General features: G+C 40.9%; 17 protein-coding genes. 7 read left to right on the top strand and 10 right to left on the bottom strand.

Annotated elements, in window-relative coordinates:
* The first annotated feature begins 65 nt into the window (after positions 1-65).
* Complete coding sequence (locus tag SJ2017_RS04970) at positions 66-641, top strand: hypothetical protein (RefSeq protein WP_080915070.1); 576 nt, start codon at positions 66-68, stop codon at positions 639-641.
* A gap of 89 nt (positions 642-730) precedes the next feature.
* Here the strand turns inward: SJ2017_RS04970 and SJ2017_RS04975 are convergent, their stop codons facing one another.
* Together SJ2017_RS04975 and SJ2017_RS04980 are read right to left on the bottom strand one after the other, a co-directional pair.
* Entirely contained in the window at positions 731-976 is a 246-nt protein-coding gene (locus SJ2017_RS04975) for an NINE protein (RefSeq protein ID WP_080915071.1), read from the bottom strand.
* Positions 977-992: 16 nt separating this feature from the next.
* On the bottom strand, positions 993-1,295 hold the full coding sequence (locus SJ2017_RS04980; protein ID WP_055025791.1) for an NINE protein: 303 nt from the start codon (positions 1,293-1,295) through the stop codon (positions 993-995).
* A 375-nt stretch (positions 1,296-1,670) separates the two neighbouring features.
* Here SJ2017_RS04980 and SJ2017_RS04985 point away from each other — a divergent pair, with 375 nt between their 5' ends.
* The gene (locus SJ2017_RS04985) at positions 1,671-2,954 is read left to right on the top strand and encodes a metal-dependent hydrolase family protein (RefSeq protein ID WP_055025810.1); all 1,284 of its coding nucleotides are present in this window, start codon (positions 1,671-1,673) and stop codon (positions 2,952-2,954) included.
* Between the two features lie 102 nt (positions 2,955-3,056).
* Here SJ2017_RS04985 and SJ2017_RS04990 read toward each other — a convergent pair whose 3' ends face one another.
* Together SJ2017_RS04990 and SJ2017_RS04995 are read right to left on the bottom strand one after the other, a co-directional pair.
* On the bottom strand, positions 3,057-4,385 hold the full coding sequence (locus tag SJ2017_RS04990) for a sensor histidine kinase (RefSeq protein WP_080915073.1): 1,329 nt from the start codon (positions 4,383-4,385) through the stop codon (positions 3,057-3,059).
* Positions 4,386-4,393: 8 nt separating this feature from the next.
* Positions 4,394-5,089: a response regulator transcription factor gene (locus tag SJ2017_RS04995; protein ID WP_055025789.1), complete on the bottom strand. Its 696-nt coding sequence runs from the start codon at positions 5,087-5,089 to the stop codon at positions 4,394-4,396.
* A 127-nt stretch (positions 5,090-5,216) separates the two neighbouring features.
* Between SJ2017_RS04995 and SJ2017_RS05000 the strand changes: the two genes are divergently transcribed.
* The 3 genes from SJ2017_RS05000 to SJ2017_RS05010 are packed head-to-tail and all read left to right on the top strand — an operon-like array spanning position 5,217 to position 8,314.
* A complete protein-coding gene (locus SJ2017_RS05000) occupies positions 5,217-6,410 on the top strand; it encodes a glycosyltransferase family 2 protein (protein ID WP_080915074.1) in 1,194 nt (397 codons plus the stop codon).
* The gene (locus SJ2017_RS05005; RefSeq protein ID WP_080915075.1) at positions 6,411-7,853 is read left to right on the top strand and encodes an ArnT family glycosyltransferase; all 1,443 of its coding nucleotides are present in this window, start codon (positions 6,411-6,413) and stop codon (positions 7,851-7,853) included.
* A complete protein-coding gene (locus SJ2017_RS05010) occupies positions 7,853-8,314 on the top strand; it encodes a GtrA family protein (RefSeq protein ID WP_080915076.1) in 462 nt (153 codons plus the stop codon). Before SJ2017_RS05005 ends, SJ2017_RS05010 begins: the two co-directional genes overlap by 1 nt.
* Before the next feature lie 181 nt (positions 8,315-8,495).
* On the opposite strand, the gene SJ2017_RS05015 is transcribed toward SJ2017_RS05010, so the two are convergent.
* The 6 genes from SJ2017_RS05015 to SJ2017_RS05040 all read right to left on the bottom strand — a co-directional run bounded on the left by SJ2017_RS05015 (position 8,496) and on the right by SJ2017_RS05040 (position 18,786).
* Entirely contained in the window at positions 8,496-10,709 is a 2,214-nt protein-coding gene (locus tag SJ2017_RS05015; protein WP_080915077.1) for a cation:dicarboxylate symporter family transporter, read from the bottom strand.
* A gap of 103 nt (positions 10,710-10,812) precedes the next feature.
* Positions 10,813-11,970: an N-acetyl-alpha-D-glucosaminyl L-malate synthase BshA gene (bshA, locus tag SJ2017_RS05020; RefSeq protein ID WP_235530971.1), complete on the bottom strand. Its 1,158-nt coding sequence runs from the start codon at positions 11,968-11,970 to the stop codon at positions 10,813-10,815.
* Positions 11,971-12,367: 397 nt separating this feature from the next.
* A complete protein-coding gene (locus SJ2017_RS05025) occupies positions 12,368-14,536 on the bottom strand; it encodes a cation:dicarboxylate symporter family transporter (protein ID WP_080915078.1) in 2,169 nt (722 codons plus the stop codon).
* A gap of 316 nt (positions 14,537-14,852) precedes the next feature.
* A complete protein-coding gene (locus SJ2017_RS05030; RefSeq protein WP_244899774.1) occupies positions 14,853-15,878 on the bottom strand; it encodes a dihydroorotate oxidase in 1,026 nt (341 codons plus the stop codon).
* A 189-nt stretch (positions 15,879-16,067) separates the two neighbouring features.
* Positions 16,068-16,799, bottom strand: coding sequence for an oxidative stress defense protein (locus SJ2017_RS05035; RefSeq protein WP_080915079.1), 732 nt, complete (start codon positions 16,797-16,799; stop codon positions 16,068-16,070).
* Between the two features lie 331 nt (positions 16,800-17,130).
* Positions 17,131-18,786 carry an amidohydrolase gene (locus SJ2017_RS05040; protein WP_080915080.1) on the bottom strand — a complete coding sequence of 552 codons (1,656 nt, stop codon included), beginning with the start codon at positions 18,784-18,786 and terminating at the stop codon, positions 17,131-17,133.
* Positions 18,787-19,093: 307 nt separating this feature from the next.
* Between SJ2017_RS05040 and SJ2017_RS05045 the strand changes: the two genes are divergently transcribed.
* Complete coding sequence (locus SJ2017_RS05045; RefSeq protein WP_080915081.1) at positions 19,094-19,951, top strand: GGDEF domain-containing protein; 858 nt, start codon at positions 19,094-19,096, stop codon at positions 19,949-19,951.
* 173 nt (positions 19,952-20,124) lie between these two features.
* Positions 20,125-20,544: a TetR/AcrR family transcriptional regulator gene (locus SJ2017_RS05050; protein WP_055025782.1), complete on the top strand. Its 420-nt coding sequence runs from the start codon at positions 20,125-20,127 to the stop codon at positions 20,542-20,544.
* Positions 20,545-20,555: the final 11 nt, after the last annotated feature.

Genomic DNA, 20,555 nt, shown 5'->3' on the forward strand with positions numbered 1-20,555 from the left:
GCTTACGTTCCCATTACCAATAATAAGTGATGATTAATTAAGGTATCACTGAAATGGGAGGGCGTATGGCGGCAAAACAGCTCATTAAAAGTCTGGCTATATTGTCTTTATTCCCGCAGTTTTCTTATGGTGCTGATAAGATTATTGGTGGGGTTGTCGGTTATCATTATGCAGAGTTGTCAACATTTTCAGCCTTGCCGTCTAATGTAAATGACATCCAATTAGGTGGGATTAACTACCAGTTACGAAACGGTGTCGCCTTTGACCAAGCGAGTCGGCTATACGGCACTTACTCATTTAGTTCTGATGATTTAAGTCATCATCAAGGGGTTTTAGTTTCCTATGATTGGTTATTTCCCTTTGATAATGCCGGACTGGTTAGTTTATTTGTTGGAGCTTCTGCAGGGTTAAGTAGTCAAGAGACCCAATACACAGATAGTGAACAAAGCTATTTTGATACTCGTAGTAGCTATGTTTTTGGCGGACAAACTGGTGTTGTCTTTGAGCTGAGTGATCAGTTTACATCAGAGGTGGGTTTTAGGTATTTGATGCATAACTTTACTTCGTCAGGGGACAATGTGTCATCTCTGTCGGTAAATGATGCTGAACAAGTTTATTTGGGCATTGATTATATGTTCTAACGCGTAAAAGCGAGTTTCAATATCGTTTCGTTCATAAAAAAAGCCACGTTAATTAACGTGGCTTTTGAGTCTTTACGGATAAAACAAGATTAGCTTGCTTTAATCGCACGACCTTGTGAGTCTTTAAAGTTACCAACTGCAATAATAATGAAGTCGATTAACGTCCAAATACCTAAACCGCCAAGGGTTAACAGCATCAAGATCCCAGTACCAATTTTACCTGTGTAAAAACGGTGCACACCTAGAGAGCCTAGGAAAAAACACAAAAGAAGAGTAGGTACAAAACCTTTCTCACTTAGTTCTACTGGTGTTTCAGCTGTTTGTGCTTCTGACATAATTAAAATCCCTTAGTTATAATTTTTGTCCCGGATAGGTGATTAACTTACCTTGTCCGTCTCTGTAGCTTCCAACTAGAAGCATAAATGTCACTACGACTGTATGAATGACATCAATAAAAATAAGACCTGCACCGATCAGGGTGAGCGTAACGTCTTCAAACTGCAATAACGTAATGCCAACAATGGCTAGTGTTAAATCAAAAAAACCATGCAAAACTCGGCCACAATAGAAATGGTGAACTCCAAAAATCCCGAAAATTCCCGATAAAATAACTGCAGTCGCATAATTTTTGTCAGATTTGACAGATTCAGTCACTTTCAACCTCCCTGATGAAAATCTTAAATCTTTTATATAGCAAAGGCTTAGGTTAATCAAATACAAATGTTAAATTTACCTATGTAATGTGCTCGAGATCTAGCGAATTGGGTTAACTTGGTTTGCAATTGAGTAAGGTTTGGTCGATGCGTTAGTGCTGGGTTAGTTTGAGGTTATAGCTTGTTGCGGAGCTTAATGGTAAATAAAAGTTGTTAAGCAAGATTGTAAAGCGCCCTTAAGTTAGGCATGTTAATAGCTTAGGACAATGAAACACATTCAGGGATTAATATGCCTCAAACAACGCGTAACGCTTCTATTTTAACGAGCTTGAAATCAACGCTTAAGGGTTATAAAAAAGCGACTAGCAAGGCAACTATGTTGCTATTGACCATAGGGATGTCTTCAGCAGCTTTTGCTGCCGACTACAAAGTGATTCATGCCGGTGAACTATTAACTGTAGCTGGTAAATCCACACTGAAAGCACATTCGGTTGTGGTTAAAGATGGCAAAATCTCTACCGTCGAAAAAGGCTTTATACAAATAAACGACAATGAATTAACAGCAGCTGACACGATTGAGTATGTCGATTTAAAGCAGCAATTTGTAATGGCTGGCTTGATGGATATGCATGTGCATCTTCAAGGTGAACTTGGACCCAATAATGACAGTGAATCTTTAAGGATGTCTGATGCCGACGTGGCGATGAGAAGTGCTTATTTTGCTAATAAAACCTTGATGGCTGGATTTACCACCGTACGAGATTTAGGTGCAAAACCTGAACAGATTTATGCGCTTAGAGATGCCATTAATAAAGGATGGTTAGCAGGACCTCGTATTATTGCTTCTGGTGGTGTTTCGGTGACTGGCGGCCATGGTGATGTAGATGGTAAAAGTCCTGATCTGTTGGATATGCTGACATCTAAAACCATTTGTGATGGCCCATTTGATTGTCGCCGAGCAACTCGTCGGGCAATTAAATATGGCGCAGATGTCATTAAAATCACCTCTACTGGCGGTGTTCTTTCCGATACCAATACAGGTACAGGTCAGCAGATGGCAAATGATGAACTAAAAGAAGTCATCGATGCGGCTCATGCTCTGGGAAGAAAGGTTGCCAGCCACGCCCATGCTGCAGAAGGGATTAATGCTGCTCTACGTGCTGGTGTAGACAGTATTGAACACGGCAGTTACGCCAATAAAGAATCAATTAAGCTGTTTAAGAAGTCTGGTGCATATTTGGTTCCCACTTTATTAGCTGGTGATACGGTCGTACAAATGGCTAACTCCAGCGGTAACTTTATGTCGGAAGCAATTAAAGCCAAAGCTATTCGTGTGGGCAATGACATGCAAAACAACTTCGGAAATGCTTACAAAGCGGGTGTTAATATCGCTTTTGGTACTGATAGTGGCGTATCAAAGCATGGCCAGAATGCCAAAGAAGCCATACTGATGCATCAAGCTGGCATGTCTAATCAAGATATTCTTATTTCAGCCACGATTAATGCGGCTGACCTTTTGGGAATGTCAGATGATATAGGCACGCTAGAGCCTGGTAAACAAGCAGATATTATTGCACTTAACACCAGTCCAGTAGAGCAAATAGACGCCTTACTGGATGTACCTTTTGTGATGAAGTCTGGAGTCATTCATAAACGCTAACCCCCGTTGATACAGATAAACGAATGGCTAACGCTGTAATGAGAGTTAGCCATTTTTATTCTGAGCTGTTGTTTATGTTTTGGCTCAGCTTAATGGCTTAGATTAAAGGCTTAGAGCAGGTAAAGATAAAGTCGCAATGCAGCCTCTTGGGTGGTTTGATTTTAGGGTAAATTGCCAGTTATATCGATGGCATAAAGTATCAATAATCACTAAACCTAAACCGTGGCCTGACATATCGCTTTGTTGCTGACCTTTCTCAATATTAGATAAACCCTGTCCGTTATCTTCTACCACTATTTGATTGTCTAAAATGGTAATCTTAATCCAGCTCGTTTCATCGTCAGGCAAATTATCACCGCGAGCATTAATTGCGTTATTCAGCAAATTACTAAGTAACATTTTAATCACGGCTGTATTGGGCTGCACATATGGGTTACCTTGCCAGTTAACCGTCACTTCAATGTGCTGTTTTTTAGCTAAGTTCACTGCTGTTTCAATGGTTTGGTTGAGCTCTTGTTCAGTCAATTGACGTGGTGGATTACTATTGTCAGACTTTTCCTGCTTAACAATATTCAATAAGGCGTCTACTGTATTTTGCATGTCTTGGGCTGCACGAGTGATGCGCTCTTGCTGGCGCAACTGAAAATCAGCATCGGGCTTTTTAGAAAGCAATTTAGCCGCGCCAACAACGATACTCAATGGGGTACGTAACTCATGACTGGCATACCTGGCAAAGGCTTGTTCTTGTTTGATTAAGGTTTCATTTTGCTGACGATAACTATTTAAGCTATCGGTTAGAATACCAAACTCTTTGGCTGCACTCGTATTGACGCTAAATGTGGTTGGCAAAGGTTGCTTCGCAAGCTGTTTGCTTAAGTCATTGATGGGTTCAATTAAGCGTTTTGATAATTTGATCAGCGCATAGCCAAGTAAAATTAATAGCCCTAATGTGAATAGCAATGAGAAGGTACTAATACTTTTCCATTGGGCGTTAGAAAGTTCAACATTGTCAGCTGGCATAGTCAGGTATAACTGAACGACTTCTCCATCCAGTAAAAACTCATCTCGATGCAAAAACAGCTCATGAGAATCATCATTAATTTCACCATTAAAGCCAAGTGGATAGTTTTGAAGCTGACCATACTTTTTCGGAATAAAATTGGTACTGTAAAAGGCGGTAATATTAGGCGGCAATACCAAAGGTTCTGGGGTACCTGATTGAAATTGCTTTACCACATAAGGGGCGCTTTCTCTGAGGTTATTTAAGCTTACTTCATCCTCAACCCATTGCAGTATGAAAATCATCGTGACATAAATGATCCCAGCAGCCAAAACACCAATGAATGCAAAGTAGACGCTTAGCCTACCAACAAAAGATCGCGCAGTGGTATTACTTGTGCTGGTACGACTTACTTTGGGTTGATTTAGCATACTTGTATTCACTCGGTTAAATTCGTATCAGTAGAACCTTGGTCGAGGCGTAGACCGACTTTGGGGACTGTCACTAGCATAGGTTGACCAAACGGCTTATCGAGTTGATTACGAAGCTGATATACATGACTGCGCAAAATATCTTTTCCTGGTGGGTGTTGGCCCCAAAGCTCGTCGATAAGTTGCTCCCTTGTGACAACATTTGGTGCATTCTTAATGAGCAAACGCAGTATTTGATAGGTGGTGGGAGTGAGTGGCAATATCATACCTTGGCGTGTGACTTGGTGACGTGCCGTGTCGACTTCAAGATCGCCAAAGCGCAGCTTAGCTTGAGCTACATTTCCACGGTGGCGTTTAATCAACGCCTTGATTCGTACATCCAGCTCATCTAAATCAAAGGGTTTACCTAAGTAGTCGTCAGCACCACTGTCAAATCCGGTCATTAAATCCGCTTTATTGTCTAAGGCTGTTAGCATCAGTACTGGTGTAGAGCACCCTTGTTCTCGCAGGGCTTTACACAGAGTGAGTCCATCCATTTTAGGCAGCATTAAATCTAAAATAATAGCGTCAAAATCGTCAGCGAGAGCCAGAGATAGCCCAAGCTCACCATTCGTTGCAAAGTCAATTTCAGCATCTTGAGCTTCAAAGAAATCGCCTAAGATCCCTGCCACATCGTGGTTGTCTTCAATGATAAGTAGTTTCATTTGTTGCTCGTTGCCTTCGAAATGGAGGCTTATTATCAGTCATTTTTTGTCGAAGAAATGTCAATGACATTTCTTACACTCGCTATCATTCAAGATGTTGGCATATTTTGATTCACAGGAATAGTCCATGCGTCATCAATCCTCAGCCAGCCAGCAATCCGAAGTCTGCTTATCGATCATTATCCCAATGTTTAATGAGGCGCAAAGCCTTGATGTGTTGATGCAGCGCCTTGACCGAGTGCTCTCAACCATGCCCGAGCATTGCGAGTTAGTGTTTATTGATGACGGAAGTACCGACAACACTTGGGCGCTATTACAGCAATTACGCATGAGTCATGGTGAGCATCAATGCATTAAACTCAGCAGAAACTTTGGTAAAGAGGCTGCGCTTTCTGCGGGCCTTGCTCAAGCAAGAGGCCTTGCGGTTATTTTGCTTGATGCAGATTTGCAAGACCCACCAGAGCTTATTCCACAGATGTTAGCCACTTGGCGTGAAGGCTATGAAGTGGTGAATATGCGCCGAAAAAAACGGTTGGGCGAAACCTGGTTTAAGCGCTTTTCAGCAGGCTGTTTTTATCGATTAATGAATGTGATGTCAGACTCTCCTGTGCCTGAAAATGTTGGCGATTTTAGGTTGCTAAGTCGTCAGGTGGTTGATCATATTAATGCAATGCCAGAACGTAATCGTTTTATGAAAGGCATTTTAAGCTGGCCAGGCTTTACCCAAACTACGATTGAGTTTGATCGAGATCCTCGCAGTGTAGGGGAAACCAAATGGAATTACGGCAAGCTGATTGGTTTAGCGATGGATGGAATTACCTCGTTTAGTTTTAAGCCCCTTCGTTTAGCCACCTGGTTTGGTGTCACCATTGGTTTGAGTTCGTTGATTTATGGTGTGTGGGTGGTATTGAAAACCTTGGTATTTGGTGAAGCTGTCGCGGGATATGCATCAATGATGGTGGTGCAATTATTTTTAGCGGGAATTCAGTTACTGGCGATTGGTTTAATTGGCGAGTATCTGGGACGGGTGTTTATGGAGGTGAAGCAGCGCCCAGTATTTATTGTAGAAGAAGTATATCACCAACAAAGTATTCCTAATACGGTTGTGAGTTTTAAAAAGCCGCTCACGTCAATGACCAAAGCAACGACTCATAGCAAGCAAGCGCTAAAGCGTGCTAAGTCGACATCTATAAACCATGTAAATCAATTCAGTAACGGTGATTTGCAAGCGAGTGTTCTGCAAGGGAGCCATTTGCAACAAGCATTTTTTGTACAACCAACAAGTTACAAGCAAACCTACAACTATGGTGGAAAAGTCTAAATGAATGCGCTGCAATCACCTTCACATAAATCTAACCCATTGGGAACGAACCTAATATGGCTTTTAATGGGTGTGTTATTAGTGCGATTAGTGTCATTAGCCTTATACCCGTTAATGGATACGACAGAGGCTCGCTATGGTGAAATGGCAAGGCTTATGGCAGAAACTGGAAATTGGCTCACACCTCAATTTGATTATGGTGTTCCATTTTGGGGAAAACCGCCTTTGCAAAATTGGATGAGTGCCAGCTTTATCGAGCTGTTCGCCAATAATGAGTTCTTTTTACGTTTACCGCATTTCATTGTCGGTGTGCTGAGCCTAGCCTTGGTGGTTAAATTTGCGAAACGATTTTCAATCAATGGCTTAACCGTTGCCATCATCTATGCGACCACAACCGTTTTTTATGTGTGCTTAGGCACAGTTATGACGGATATGGGCTTATTACTCGGGTTAACGTTAGCATTTATTGGTTTTTATTTAGCATGGCAAGGTGAGTATTTTTGGGGATACGCAGGCTTCGCTGGATTGGCCATAGGCCTAATGGCCAAGGGCCCTGTTGTGATTGCGATATTTGGCATCGGTGTTTCTTTGTGGATGCTTTGGGCAGTAGGCCCTATCAACATGTGGCGCGAGTTATGGCAAAAAGTCCCCTTGTTATCAGGCCTGACTTTGATGCTGAGCTTAGTGTTACCTTGGTACGTGATGGCCGAGCAGGCTACCCCTGGCTTTATTCAATACTTTATTGTTGGCGAGCATTGGTCAAGGTTTGTTGATAGCGGCTGGAAAGGCGATTTATACGGCACTGCCCATGATGAAGCACGTGGTACGATTTGGATGTATTTTGCCGTAGCGTGTTTACCTTGGTCATTTTTCTTGCCACGTGGCCTCTATCGATTATATCAAAATAACAGTGGGGCAAATACTGAGGTTAGCCAGCAAAATAAAGGGTTTGATTCTTTCACTAAATTTCTGATCTGCTGGATGATATCGCCTATGGTGTTATTCACTTTAGCGGGAAACATTCTACCTGCTTATGTGTTACCCGCAGCGCCAGCGTTGGCATTACTTATTGCTTATGCTTGGAAAGGTGATGTGATTAGACGGTTTGTGACCATAGCAACTTCTATTCCCTTATTGCTTATGGTTGTCGTTGGGGTACTTAATACTGGTGTCAGTAAAGAAAAAAGTGATAAGTGGTTGTTAGAACAACGTTTATATGACTTACCAGTGTATTACTGGCTACAGCAACCATTTTCGTCTCGTTATTACAGTGAGGGTAAAGCGGTGGTGGTCAATGATGAAGAACAGCTAATTCGTCTGCAAAATACTCCTTATTATATTGTTGTGACTCAAACACAACTGACAAAATACGATAGTTTTGCCACCTGTAAGTTAGAAGTCGAAACTAAGAAAAAAGTGCTAATGTTGTGTGGTGAAAGCTAATGCCGCGCGCACTGATGTTATCCCAACCAGCCCAAGCTATGCCTGTGTTTAATCGGCAAAAACTTAAAACCGTGAGCTGCTTTTTACTGGTAGGTGGTGGGAGTTTTTTAGTCGACTTAATGCTCTTTTTAAGCCTATTACATTTAGCTAAATGGCCTGTTTTATTGGCGAGGTTTGCCGGATTTAGTATTGGATTAGGGCTAACTTGGTGGGGGCATAGGTGTGTGACATTTAGCCACCGCAAGCAGCTACAAACCCGTGCACAAATGAAATGGGTGGTTGCGGTAGCGATAGTCGCAGGAATGGCTAATTTACTGAGTTTTAGTCTCATCAGAACTTGGTTACCAACTTCGATTAGTTTTGAGGTATTTAGTGTTGCATTTGGGGTGCTGATTGGACTGATTGTTAATGGGGTAGGGGCTAATTATCTGACATATCGTTCACAATCCGATGGAGACTAATATGATTTATATTCAATATCGGCTTTATCTGGTTCAAGTGATCTTAAATACCGCGCTCTGGCAGTATTATGTCACTCATCGCTCGTGAGTACCGTTACTCGTGAGTATCTTGACTCTTGAATAAAATATAAAGCCTTAACTATTACAATAAGGCTTTATGTTTAACTCGCTATTTTCCACACTAGTCGACCCAATGTAATACATCCTTTATGACTGACCATCTTGGCTGCTTAGGCTGAGCGTTTTCTCCTAAAATCCAGTAACTATAAAGTGTGTCTACATAACCGGATGATTGCTGAATTGCCAACCAGCTATTTAAAAAGGTGTGCAATGAGGTATTTCCTTTTGCAACAGCGTAGGATGCTGGGAAAGATTTAATTTCTTCACGGTTATATAGGGTCGTGTATTCAGGGTATAAAATGGTCCAAGTTTGACCAGCTTCAAGGCTAATAAGCAGTCCGTCCCAGGTTTTGCCATCATCTTCAAAAAAGAGTTTGTCAGAGTCGATTGAAGTAAATTCAATGTTATCGAACTTCTCTTTTAGGTAAGGGATAATTGAATATTCTCCCACAGACGCAACTCTGATTTTATCGGCTTGATGTATAAGTTCATCAGTTTTAAATTCATCAGCACGGTAATCTTTAACAACAAAAGAATAGTGAAGATCGAGCACTGGGTTAGTGAAGTCGACTAAACCGATTCGAGTCGTGGTCATTTGTAAGCCTGAGACTGTGATATCAAACAAGCCACTGTTGATTGACTCTAAGGCATTTTCGCTTGAGTAAGGGATAAATGCGATTTGTAAATCAAGTTCAGCAGCCAGCTTTTTCATCAATTCGATATCAAACCCGACAAGTTCATGCTCGGCATTAAAAAATGAAAAGGGGACTTGAACAGGATTATATCCGACTCTTAACGTCCCGCTTTGCTTAATTTGTTCCACAGAGCGGGGGCCATTAACAACTAATTCTTCTGACCAATTAAAGGTTGTCACATCTTCAGGTACTTCTGCAGCAGAGCTCATTTGTGCTACCACTTCATCCATATTGTATTCAGTATCAACAATACTATTAAGCAGCCAGCTGGTTCCCAGTAAAGTGATGCCAAAAACAATCGGTGTCAGGGCGCTGCACATTATCAGTTTTTTCATGCTGACTTTTGCGATACCAGCCAGCATCGCTGTACCGCCAATCGCTAAAATAAAGATATTCATTGCAGCGAGTAATGAGGTAAAACGGCTAGTGAATAAACTCGACACCATATACAGCTGGAATAAATCCGAAGACAGCTCTAACGAATCCAATAGCATAGGAATGGTTAAATACACGCTGCCAAATAAACTGATTAAGCCATTAACAGACATCGGAAAATAACTAATAAAATCGAGCTCTTTGCCTGAAAACCAAGCGGCAAATAACACAAAAACGATGGTTAACAACTTGCCCAAATTAGGAAAGCTAAACGCCACAGGAATAATAATATTCGCGTAATCATCGGTTTGCGCATTACCAATCTTGTATTTGTGGAATAGCTCCTTGGTGCGTTGAATAAGCAATGGCAAGATTATAAAAATATTACCGGCTGCAAATGCTGTAATCATGGCATCTTTCGCGATACCAGTAATGTCACGATAGGAGAATGGTGTGAGCACCATAATGATGGCGGGTAAAACCCAGTATGTGAGCAATATTGTCATCACCACATGAGCGATAAAATAAACCTGTAATTTTTGAAACTCATCAAAATCTATCGTGCCAGCTGTCGCCGCTGTCATGGCAAAAATACCAATTGGCATCAGCATGACAATACTTTGTGTGACCTTATTAAAGGAGGCGCCAAGTAACTGCAATGGGCGCATTAATGACTCTTTATCGTCAATGGATATCAGCGCAATGCCCGTGGCAACACAAAAAAGTACAATTGCAGGAATATAACTATTAGACAGTGAGAAAAACGGGTTAGAAGGGATGTATAAATCCAAAAGGTTGACCGAATTAGGATCTTGTAATGCCGTTAAACTAAAGAATTCACCTGCTTGCCACTCAGGGAAGGTGTACTTGATCAAGTACATACTTAACAGACCGAAAAGCCATATCACTAGCATCAATTTACCGACTTTTACACCTAATGACTTGGCTTGTTCTAAGGTTAAACTGCCTAAACTAGAGATTAACGATACGATAATGTAAGGAATGATGGTCATCTGTAATAACTTGATGAACGCATCGCCGATGACCGACATCCACGCCAGCATTTCACCGAAAAACAATCCTGCAATAATACCGCCTGCAAATGACAGTAATACCCAACTCGACATACTGATTTTTTTATCTTTCTTAACCGGTGCTGATTGAATTTGTTGTTCGGTGTCCGTTTGCGTGCTGGCATTAGCCATATGATTCCCTTTTACTTATTGTTTTTGTCGACTTTCATGGACGTTGCTGACATGAGTTAACATGCCAGCATTACTGCTATAGCAATAACAAGCGTTAAATCGCTTAACTTGCGACAGCTGAGCGGCTAAATCTAGCTAAGGTCTGGCGGTAACAGTCAACGTATTGTTTGATTTTATTGTCGCAATTAAAGTGCGTTATGGCTCGCTCACGCCCAGCTTGACCGAGTCGTTGCTGTATTGAACTATCCGAGAGAATATGGCTAATTGCAGCTGCCATACTAGTTGAATTTTCAGGGGGAAATGAGTAACCCGTTACGCCTTCATCAACGACTTCGGGAATACCATCAACATTACTGCTAACCGTCGGAACCGCGCACGACATGGCTTCTAAAATCACCATGCAGAATGATTCCCTAAAGCTAGGTTGGATAAGGCAGTCAGCATTGGCAATATAACGTTCAACCTTATTAACTGAACCGGTAAAAGTGACACGGTCGAGTATGTTTAATTGCTGGCATTGCTGTTTAATCTTTCCAATATCAGGGCCATCGCCCACTAATACTAACCTTACAGGCTCACTGCAGGTTAGTTGGCTAAAGGCATCAACGACTGTTGACGTGTTTTTAAGGGGTCTAAAATTAGAGACATGCATTAAGATTTTTTCGTCATCTTGAGCTAACGTCGCTCTTAACGTTTCATCTTGAAGTGCTGGGGTGAAATCGTCTGCATCAATAAAGTTATGCACTACGTTAATCGGTTGCTGAATATCGAACTCTTGCAGCATGTATTGACGCTGAAATTCAGAAACTGTCGTTAATAAGGCACTTTGATTCATGCTAAATGTATTTAAGCGCTTAATCGCATCGTCTTGGCCAACGATAGTGACATCCGTGCCATGAATTGTAGTGACAATTGGGAAGGGATAACGAGCAATATTACTGGCTAAATGGGCGCAAAGTGAGTGTGGAATAGCATAGTGAGCATGCACAATATCTAACTGGTATTCTTCCGCAACTTCAACAATTTTTGCCGTTAACGAATAGGTGTGTAGCGGGCCTTCAAATAAGGGATAGTTCACTTCATCTACGCAATGAAAGACAACATTCTCTATGTCTTCAGGTAATTTAAACGGGCGCTTGTGTGCAATGATATGCACTTCATGGCCAAATTTTGCCAAGCCTAATCCCAATTGGGTGGCAACCAAGCCTGAACCGCCAATACTGGGGTGACAGACAATACCTATACGTAACTTATTCATCATTCTTCACTAGTATCCTTACTAATTGGAGCGCTAAATATCAACGAGGTGTTTAACAAAAATGCTACAGTTATTTTTAGGTTAACTTTACAAGGTTTGCAATATTTTTAATCGTTTTCAATCTATTGATTGTCAACTGATAGAAGGCAATAAATTCACAATTTATTGCAATCAGCATAGCGTTATACTGTAGTCGGTGAATATGACAGTTTTAGGTAGGCTTAATTGCCGTAAACCTAGTGACAAAATGAAGTGAATATAAACATAAAGCCTAACAAGCAGATTTGTTAGGCTTTATGTTTTTGGGATTGAGGCATATTATTCAAACTAAATAATATTCAAACTAAATAATACTCAAACTAAATAGTGTTAAATCACCAGCTTTGAGGTACTAAACGGGTTAATCAACCCAATGCAGTACATCACGAATGATTGACCATCGAGGCTGCGGTGTCGTGGCGCCTTTACCTAGCATCCAGTAATCATAAAACTCCTGTTGGTGACCATCGACTTTGCGAAGCTTTTGCCAGTTATTTATGTAATTCAATAATGATTGATTAGTTTGAGCAACAGCATAAGCAACTGGGTATCGATTTTTACCTTCTAAAATAGCGATACCGTAGCCAGGGAAGAACAATGTCCAAGCCGACCCCGCTTCAGCACTAATGACCACCGCATCATACTTATCGCCTTTCTGTCTAAAGAAGTCTTTGTAGCCATCGATTTTTACAAAGGTTAAGTGCGGTAACACCCGCTTTGCTTCTTTAATTTTGTCATCATGTTCGACGTAAGCAATGGTGGTATTTTCCATTTCTAAAATCGATTGATTTGTTTTAAAGCTATTAACTCTATGGTCTTTGGTGGCAATCGCAACGTTTAGCTCAAGTACAGGATCGCTATAGCTCAAGCTGTCCATTTGCTTAATATCCATTGCGAGTCCCGACATAGCAACATCAAAAAAGCCTGCATCTAGCGAGGCAGATAAGGTCTTTTTACGAAAAGGAATAAACTCTACTTCGACATTTAAATCTTCAGCCAGCTTCGTTGCCATAGCAGAGTCAAAGCCGACTAATTGGCCTGCGTTATTATAATAACTGAATGGCACACTGCTTGGAATGTAACCAACTCGAAGTACGCCACGCTTAATAATGTCTTGTACGCCAGCGATAGGTTGTGAAGGGGTTTTGCCGACTTCAGGAAACTGTCGTTTAACTTTTGTAGGAACCTTATCAGCCACTTGCATATTGGCAATCACGCCGCTGGTAATTTCAGGACTATGAATAAATAAGCCCATGCCGACTCGACATATCAATATCGTCACGACAGTGCTAATCAATAAACCCGCGGACATTTTAATTAATTGAGGGGGACGCAGTTTAAGACTGCCTTGGAATAAGCAAACGGTGAGCAAGGTTAAGGCAAATAGATTCATTACCGCAGCGATTGAGTTAAATTTACCGGTTATAAACCCAGACATCACAAACAGTTGAAATAGATCTGAAGGTAAATGAACCAACTCAAGCATAAACGGAATCGCCACATAAACACTGCCAAATAAAGACAATAAGCCACTGATAGATAATGACGGCATTGCACTCACTTCAACAGGCGTTCCATTAAACCAGCCTGCAAAATAAACAAATAAAATGACGGTAAGTTTGCCAATATTGGGGAAGGTGAAGGCGATTGGTACGAGGATTTCAATTAGAGTTAACCCATCTTCGCTTAGGTTATTATGCTCACGCATGATTTGCTTACATTCTTCAATGATCACAGGGATCACAATAAAGATGTTACCTGTGGCAAATGCAGTGACTAAGCTGGCTTTTGTTATACGCACTGTTTGGGCGTAAGTAATAGGCGTTAATGAGCACACAATCCAAGGTAAAATGACAAACGTGAGCAATAAACACAGTACAAAATAACTGATTAAGTACACCTGCATACTGGCAAATTCATCAACCCCCATCGTGCCTGCTGCTGCCGCTGACATAGCAAAAATACCAATAGGTAAAACTTTGACTAAACCTTGAGTAATACGAGAAAAGGTTTCTGTAATGGTATGCATGAATGACAACACTTGGGTCTTGTTGTCGCCTTCCATACCGATAAGCGCCAGCCCCATTGCAATACTGAACACCACCATTGCTGGTACATAGCCTGCAGCCATTGATTCGAATGGGTTTGAAGGAATATAGAGTTTGAAGTAGTTAATTGGCTCGACAGGTTCAACAATACTGGTACTAAAAAAGGAGGCCGATTCAATAAAGGGAAATGACAGTGGCATTAAAGCGGTAAGCACGATTCCGACGAGCCAAAGCAGCAGCATAATTAAGCCTGCTCGACTAAAAATAAGAATGGCCGTGCTTTTTTGGAGCTTACCTATACCGCCGATAAGTGAGACAACAATGTAAGGTAAGACGGTCATTTGCATTAACAAAATAACGCCATTGCCAATGGTGCTTAACCAGCCAACAGATTCACCAAAGAAAATCCCTACAGCAAAACCCACAAACATAGCGACCAGCATTTGGGTAGAACTGGTCATCGCAAGTAATTTTTTAAACACAATTAATATCCATTTATTCGATTATGCCTGCGGCGATTGAGTGCTATGACTCTGTATGATCCTTCAGCCACTTTTGATGAGGTTGCTAAAAGTTTGCTAACCATTAATTGTTAAGTGGTGAAACTGTTAATTTTTATCAATATTAACAGTGTTATTATCGAATAGTCAGGTTTTATGGAATAAAATTATCGTGAACTGTAAGTTAGCAATTGCTAATTAAAAGGCGGGTTGATTGGGGATATGTTAACAAGCAATAGCCAGAACAAAGGCGAACTGGCTATTGCAAAAAATGCACGTTTAAGTCTAATACGACCAACTAAAGCGGTTTTAATTTTCCTTTCGCATCTGCAATGCATTGGTAGTTTTTCGACTTCATAAACTCAGCAAGCTCTGTTTCAATTCGTTCAAAACAGGTCTCGCCTTCTTTTTCAAAACAAGTGGCTATTTGCACCGCATCAGCACCAGCTAATAAGTATTCAAACGCATCAATCCCCGTTTTTATGCCGCCTACGCCAATGATTTGCACATTGTCATCAAGCAGTTCTCGAAAAGCTCTCACATTTGCAAGACCAACAGGTTTGATATAGTCACCGCATAAGCCGCCGAATCCGCCTTTAGGTTTGATTATTGGCTGCTCTGTATAAGGATCAATGATTAAAGTGTTACCGATTGAGTTGATGCAGGTAATAAATTTAACGGGGTATTTTTTAATAACATTTGCGGCGGCGACAAAGTGGGACATATCAAAATAGGGAGCTAACTTAATCCCTATAGGCTTATTTCCTAATGCGGTAATCGCTGCTAATGCCTTATCTGTTTGTTCAAAGTCATAGGCAACTTGAGCTTTTCCCGGGATATTAGGGCAGGAAAAGTTCACTTCAATTAAATCAACATCACTTTGCTGAAAAGCCGTCACCATTTCGATGTTATCTTCAACACTAAAACCCGATACGCTTACAATCACAGGTTTTCCTAAGGCTTTCAGTGCTGGGATCATTTCTAGATAAGCTTTATAGCCTAAGTTTGGTAAACCCATTGACTGAATTGAGCCAAGTGGCAAGTCTTGGTAACGAGGCTCTGGGTTGCCCTCTCTAGGGGCGATGGTACAAGATTTGGTGACCACAGCCGATGAATGAGATTGCGCTATGGTGTGTAATTCTTCCCAAGTGGTGCATTTAGGACCAGAGGCATTCATCAAATAACTTTCTAGCTTAACGCCTGCAACGTGAGTGGATAAATCGATTTTCATTAATGCGTCCTCTTGACTAAATGAGTATGGATAAACATGACGACCGATTTGAGGAAATAACTGTAGGCTGCATTGTTGCGGTGTAGTGCGCATCTGGCTAGCTGTGAAATTAATCTCCGACAAATTGCGCCATAGTTTATGGAGCAAAACAATGGGGATATTGATTAGAAACAAGAAAACAGCAAAATAATGGTTAAATTGTCAATAGTGTTAAGCTGAGCAGACAAAAAGCGATCATGCTTAAGATGATCGCTGTTTAATATCACAGTGAACTGGCTAGTATTATTTTAAGCGATAAACCACTTCCACACGTTCTTCCACATTAACCTCCCCATATTGATAGCTTTCCATTGTGTCACTTTGCACAGCAGACATTCGCATCATTACAGGTTGTACAGGGTGTTGGGTTAAGTAACGGATCTCCCAAACACCATCTAGCTTACGGTCAAAACCCTGTGCCAAGGATTGGGCTTTTTGTTTAGCATCGTTAATTGCAGCTTGTCTTGCTTGTTCAATTGCTTTGGTTTCATCCGATGATTTAAGGGCAATATTTTGTACACGGTTTATGCCTTCTTCTAACGCAGAGTCGAGAATGTCGTTGAGCTGGTTAAGCTTCATTACTGTCACTGTTAACTGACGGCTTGCATGATATCCGGTTAACTCTCTAGGCTGCTTTGAAGGATAATGATATTGCGGCTGAATTTGTAAATTAGCGCTTTGTATATCATCGGTGCTTACGCCAGCTTCTTTTAAGCGAGCAATAAATTTAACCACGGCTTCATCAACCGCCAACTTTGCCTCTTTCGCTGTTGTTTTAGTAAGGCTCACTTGCACAGAGATTTCAGCCATGTCTGGCGCAACCTGAACTTGGCTTATGCCGACAGTTTCAAGGTGAGGGAAATCATAATTTGCTGCTATAGCTGATTGACTACCGATACCAAATAATAAGGCTGCACATAATGCTGAGCCAAGAACTTGAGTATTGAATAAAGGTTTTTTAACAGAATAAGTCATGGTGTTCTCCAACAATAAAACAGAAAAATCAATCGGTGTTATTGCTATAAACGAGAACAAATTTGAAAAGGGTTATTTTTTTATTTTTCTTTTATTTTTCTTATTTTTTTCTTATTTTCTGTTACTTATTCTTCCTTGTTTAATGCACTTGTCTAAAGCACTTATTTAATGCACTTATTTAACATGGCGCTAGTTAACATACCTGATGGTTAACCAAACACTGGCTACGAAGATTTTATGGGCTTACTAAAAAAGCCCTTCAATGCTTAAACCTGCTGAAGGGCTCTTCTTAGTATGTGTAAACTTAGTATGTGTAATCTTGATTGATTAATTAATGAACTCGCTTGCCATTGACCCAAGTTTCGTTGACTGTGACTTTCCACATATCTTCATATGGGGTGGTAAAAATATCATCCTCAATCAAAATAAAGTCAGCCTTCATTCCAGGGCGTAGCTCACCAATCATTGATTCTTGATGCGCCGCATAGGCTGCATTAGAAGTAAAACTGGCTAAGGCTTCTGTTAGGTTCATTTTTTCCTTTCGATACCATCCATTAAACGGCTGGTTTTGATGATCTTGTCTGGTGACCGATGCATGTAAACCATAAAATGGATTTGGTGACTCAATAGGAAAGTCAGAACCTGCTGCAATAATCGCACCCGAAGTCATCAACTTTCGCCAAGCATAAGCACCTTGAATACGGGTGTTACCAATTCTATCGACAGCCATGTTTTTGTCGCTGGTGGCGTGGGTCGCTTGCATCGATGCAATCACATTAAGTTCTGCAAATCGAGGAATATCACTTAGCTGCAGTACCTGCGCATGCTCAATGCGGTGACGTAAATGACGTGACTGAGTTGTTGCTATGAGGCGCTGGTATTCATTTAATACAATGTGATTAGCAAGATCGCCAATGGCATGAGTATTGACCTGAAACCCAGATTTCATTGCAATTTCGATAGTATCGATTAAGGCGTCATTAGAATACAGCAGTAACCCTTTATGACCTTTTAAGTCGCTGTAATCTTCAATTAACGCTGCACCTCGGCTACCTAATGCGCCATCGGCTGAAATTTTAACACTATTGATTTGCAGCTTATCTGAACCAGCAGCGATGGGGCCAGCCGTCATTAACTGAGCAAAATTCGGATCTTCGGCATCAATCATCGCATTCACGCGGATAGGTAACTTATTAAAGTTTTCTAGTGTTTGGTATGCCTTGATTGTGTCGGAGCCAACGCCTGCATCATGCACGCTAGTTAATCCCATTGCAGCTAACGCATTTAGTGCTGTCAGCAATACTGTTTGTTGCTCATCAACCGACAAGCTTGGAATATTGTTGGTGATTAAGCTCATGGCATTATCAACAAACACCCCTGTAGGGCGTCCGTCACTGTGGCGTAAAATCTCTCCCCCTTCAGGGCTTATTGTCTTGGCATCTACCCCAGCAATTTGCATGGCTGCCGAGTTGGCCCATCCAGCATGTCCATCGACTCGTACAAGCCATACTGGTGTGTCAGGAAAGGCTTTATCTAACGATGCTGCAGTAGGGAAGGTGTTACTTGGCCATAAGACTTGATTCCAGCCTCTGCCTTGAATCCACTGCATATTGCTGTGTTGTTGACGAAATGCTTTGACCATATTCACCGCATCATTTTCTGATTGGCTAGTACGAAGTTGGGCACGCATTAAACTTAACCCATAGCTCAATACATGCCCATGCGCATCAATTAAACCAGGTAGTAGTGTTTGGCCTTTACCGTCTATTCGAACAATATTAGCTTGGGTGCTGTAAGGTAAAATGTCATGTTCGGTATACACTTCTTCAATGGTGTCGCCGTTAAATTGTAGCGCTTTAAATTGAACAAGTTGTCCATCTTTAATGGTATAGCCGTGGATATTACTTATTAACTGACTTTGTGCAAACAGCGAAAAGCTGCAAAAGCACAAACAAGTAATAACAATCTTTTTGCTGATATTAATCATGTTATTAATCGATCCGTGTTCTTATTATTTATTGTTTGATACTCAAAATGGGTATTAGGTAAATCAACATCTTCCTGATTGATGTTGACATAATGTTAACTGCTTTTTAGGTGAAACACGAATTGGCTGATTTAAAGGCGAAAAAGTCGCTGACAGCCGCAAGTTAATGGATAACTGCTACACTAAGTATGGAGGATTAATGGCACCTTTTTTCGATTTTTCCACTTTACTGTCTGGCACTTAGCTTTGTATTCAGTCAAAACGGCTAAGCATAAAACAAACAGCACTGATACCCACAGGAGTCCACATGGATTTTTTTGCACTTACAATGGTATTACTTGGACTTGTTGGTCTAGCACTGTCTTTACGACCCGCTTACGACATCTGTGCTTACTCGCAATTTAGTAGTAAAGGTTGGTTGGCTTTACTGATGATGATTGTGCTGTTTGTGATTGGTTATTTCAGTTATTTATCTTTATTGCTGCAACATCAAGACCGCGTTAATTTTATTGAAGTGATTGTGGCAGGTATTTTTTTAGCTGGTGGATGGTTTGTGTTTTTAGTGACCAATTTAAGCAAGCAGACTATTGAGAATTTGGATGATATTTTGCAACAAAAAGCCCATCAAGCGAGCCATGATATATTAACTGGGCTCCCTAATCGGCAGCAGTTTTATCAGCAACTCGATAGTGCCATTGCACGAAAGCCAGACTCGTTTTATTGCATGATGTTAGATATTGATAACTTCAAAATGATCAATAACACATTTGGCCATGTCGAAGGTGATAAAGTGCTACAAGTGGTAGCAGACAGGATAAACCAAACCGTCCCTAGTGATGGCGTTATAGCCCGCATTGGTGGCGACCAGTTTGCCCTTATCGTACCTGATATTGAAGCGCGAAATATCACTGTCGTTGCCAAAGAAATAGAGCAAGCACTATTGGTCGATATTCCTTGTTCAGGTCATATGATAGTGGTTGGCGTCAGTATCGGTATTTCAAAATACCCCGACAATGCTCAAGATAGAAAAACGCTCATGAAAACCGCAGATAATGCGATGTATCATGCTAAAGAGCATGACATTGCCCATCATTATTATCAGGCCGAATTACAATCCTCTCAATATGCGAGTTTTACCGCAGATCCCCATGGCCGTCGCTTTTAATCTTTGTTATGTATGTGACAGAGAGAGCTAATCGTATATCATGCCGTAACCTACTTAAATTACCGCTTTTATTGCCCTCACATTGTATTTTTTGAGTGACTGCGTACATTTGCTATACAAGTGTTAACTCAGCTGTTATACAATGTGGCCAAAATTAATGATATGGGGGTATCATGACAACAGAACAACGTTTATTAAATGCAGCAAAAGACCTTATTCAAGAACATGGATTAATCAATTTTTCTATGTCTGACGTACCTAGAGCATGTGGGTTATCTCGCGCATGTTGTTATCAAAATTTTAGAGATAAAAATGAAATCCTTGCAGCGCTTTGTATCGAAGAAGTTCAAGCCAATATTAAAGCGATTCAAGAGCAACGATTTTCTGATTTAATTGGCACATTTAGTATGGTGCTTCGCCCGCTTATTTTTAATCATTTAAAAGACAAAGATCGCTTAGCATTAGATCACGTTTTTGCAGAGCTGCTCGCGCTTATCCATGGGCTCCCAGAAAAAAATGAATTCCTCTTTTTAAAGCGTGGTTTCGAGTTCATTGAATTAGAAAGAACTCAAATTAAAGCCAATATCGCTTAACCTTTCATTTT

It is taken from the genome of Shewanella japonica (genome assembly GCF_002075795.1).
Lineage (GTDB): Bacteria > Pseudomonadota > Gammaproteobacteria > Enterobacterales > Shewanellaceae > Shewanella > Shewanella japonica.

Bases quoted from the DNA above. Each gene is read 5' to 3' on its own strand.
- SJ2017_RS04970 (WP_080915070.1), top strand. From the start codon at position 66: ATGGCGGCAAAACAGCTCATTAAAAGTCTGGCTATATTGTCTTTATTC.
- SJ2017_RS04975 (WP_080915071.1), bottom strand. From the start codon at position 976: ATGTCAGAAGCACAAACAGCTGAAACACCAGTAGAACTAAGTGAGAAA.
- SJ2017_RS04985 (WP_055025810.1), top strand. From the start codon at position 1,671: ATGTTGCTATTGACCATAGGGATGTCTTCAGCAGCTTTTGCTGCCGAC.
- SJ2017_RS04990 (WP_080915073.1), bottom strand. From the start codon at position 4,385: ATGCTAAATCAACCCAAAGTAAGTCGTACCAGCACAAGTAATACCACT.
- SJ2017_RS04995 (WP_055025789.1), bottom strand. From the start codon at position 5,089: ATGAAACTACTTATCATTGAAGACAACCACGATGTGGCAGGGATCTTA.
- SJ2017_RS05000 (WP_080915074.1), top strand. From the start codon at position 5,217: ATGCGTCATCAATCCTCAGCCAGCCAGCAATCCGAAGTCTGCTTATCG.
- SJ2017_RS05005 (WP_080915075.1), top strand. From the start codon at position 6,411: ATGAATGCGCTGCAATCACCTTCACATAAATCTAACCCATTGGGAACG.
- SJ2017_RS05010 (WP_080915076.1), top strand. From the start codon at position 7,853: ATGCCGCGCGCACTGATGTTATCCCAACCAGCCCAAGCTATGCCTGTG.
- SJ2017_RS05015 (WP_080915077.1), bottom strand. From the start codon at position 10,709: ATGGCTAATGCCAGCACGCAAACGGACACCGAACAACAAATTCAATCA.
- bshA (WP_235530971.1), bottom strand. From the start codon at position 11,970: ATGATGAATAAGTTACGTATAGGTATTGTCTGTCACCCCAGTATTGGC.
- SJ2017_RS05030 (WP_244899774.1), bottom strand. From the start codon at position 15,878: ATGCGCACTACACCGCAACAATGCAGCCTACAGTTATTTCCTCAAATC.
- SJ2017_RS05035 (WP_080915079.1), bottom strand. From the start codon at position 16,799: ATGACTTATTCTGTTAAAAAACCTTTATTCAATACTCAAGTTCTTGGC.
- SJ2017_RS05040 (WP_080915080.1), bottom strand. From the start codon at position 18,786: ATGATTAATATCAGCAAAAAGATTGTTATTACTTGTTTGTGCTTTTGC.
- SJ2017_RS05045 (WP_080915081.1), top strand. From the start codon at position 19,094: ATGGATTTTTTTGCACTTACAATGGTATTACTTGGACTTGTTGGTCTA.
- SJ2017_RS05050 (WP_055025782.1), top strand. From the start codon at position 20,125: ATGACAACAGAACAACGTTTATTAAATGCAGCAAAAGACCTTATTCAA.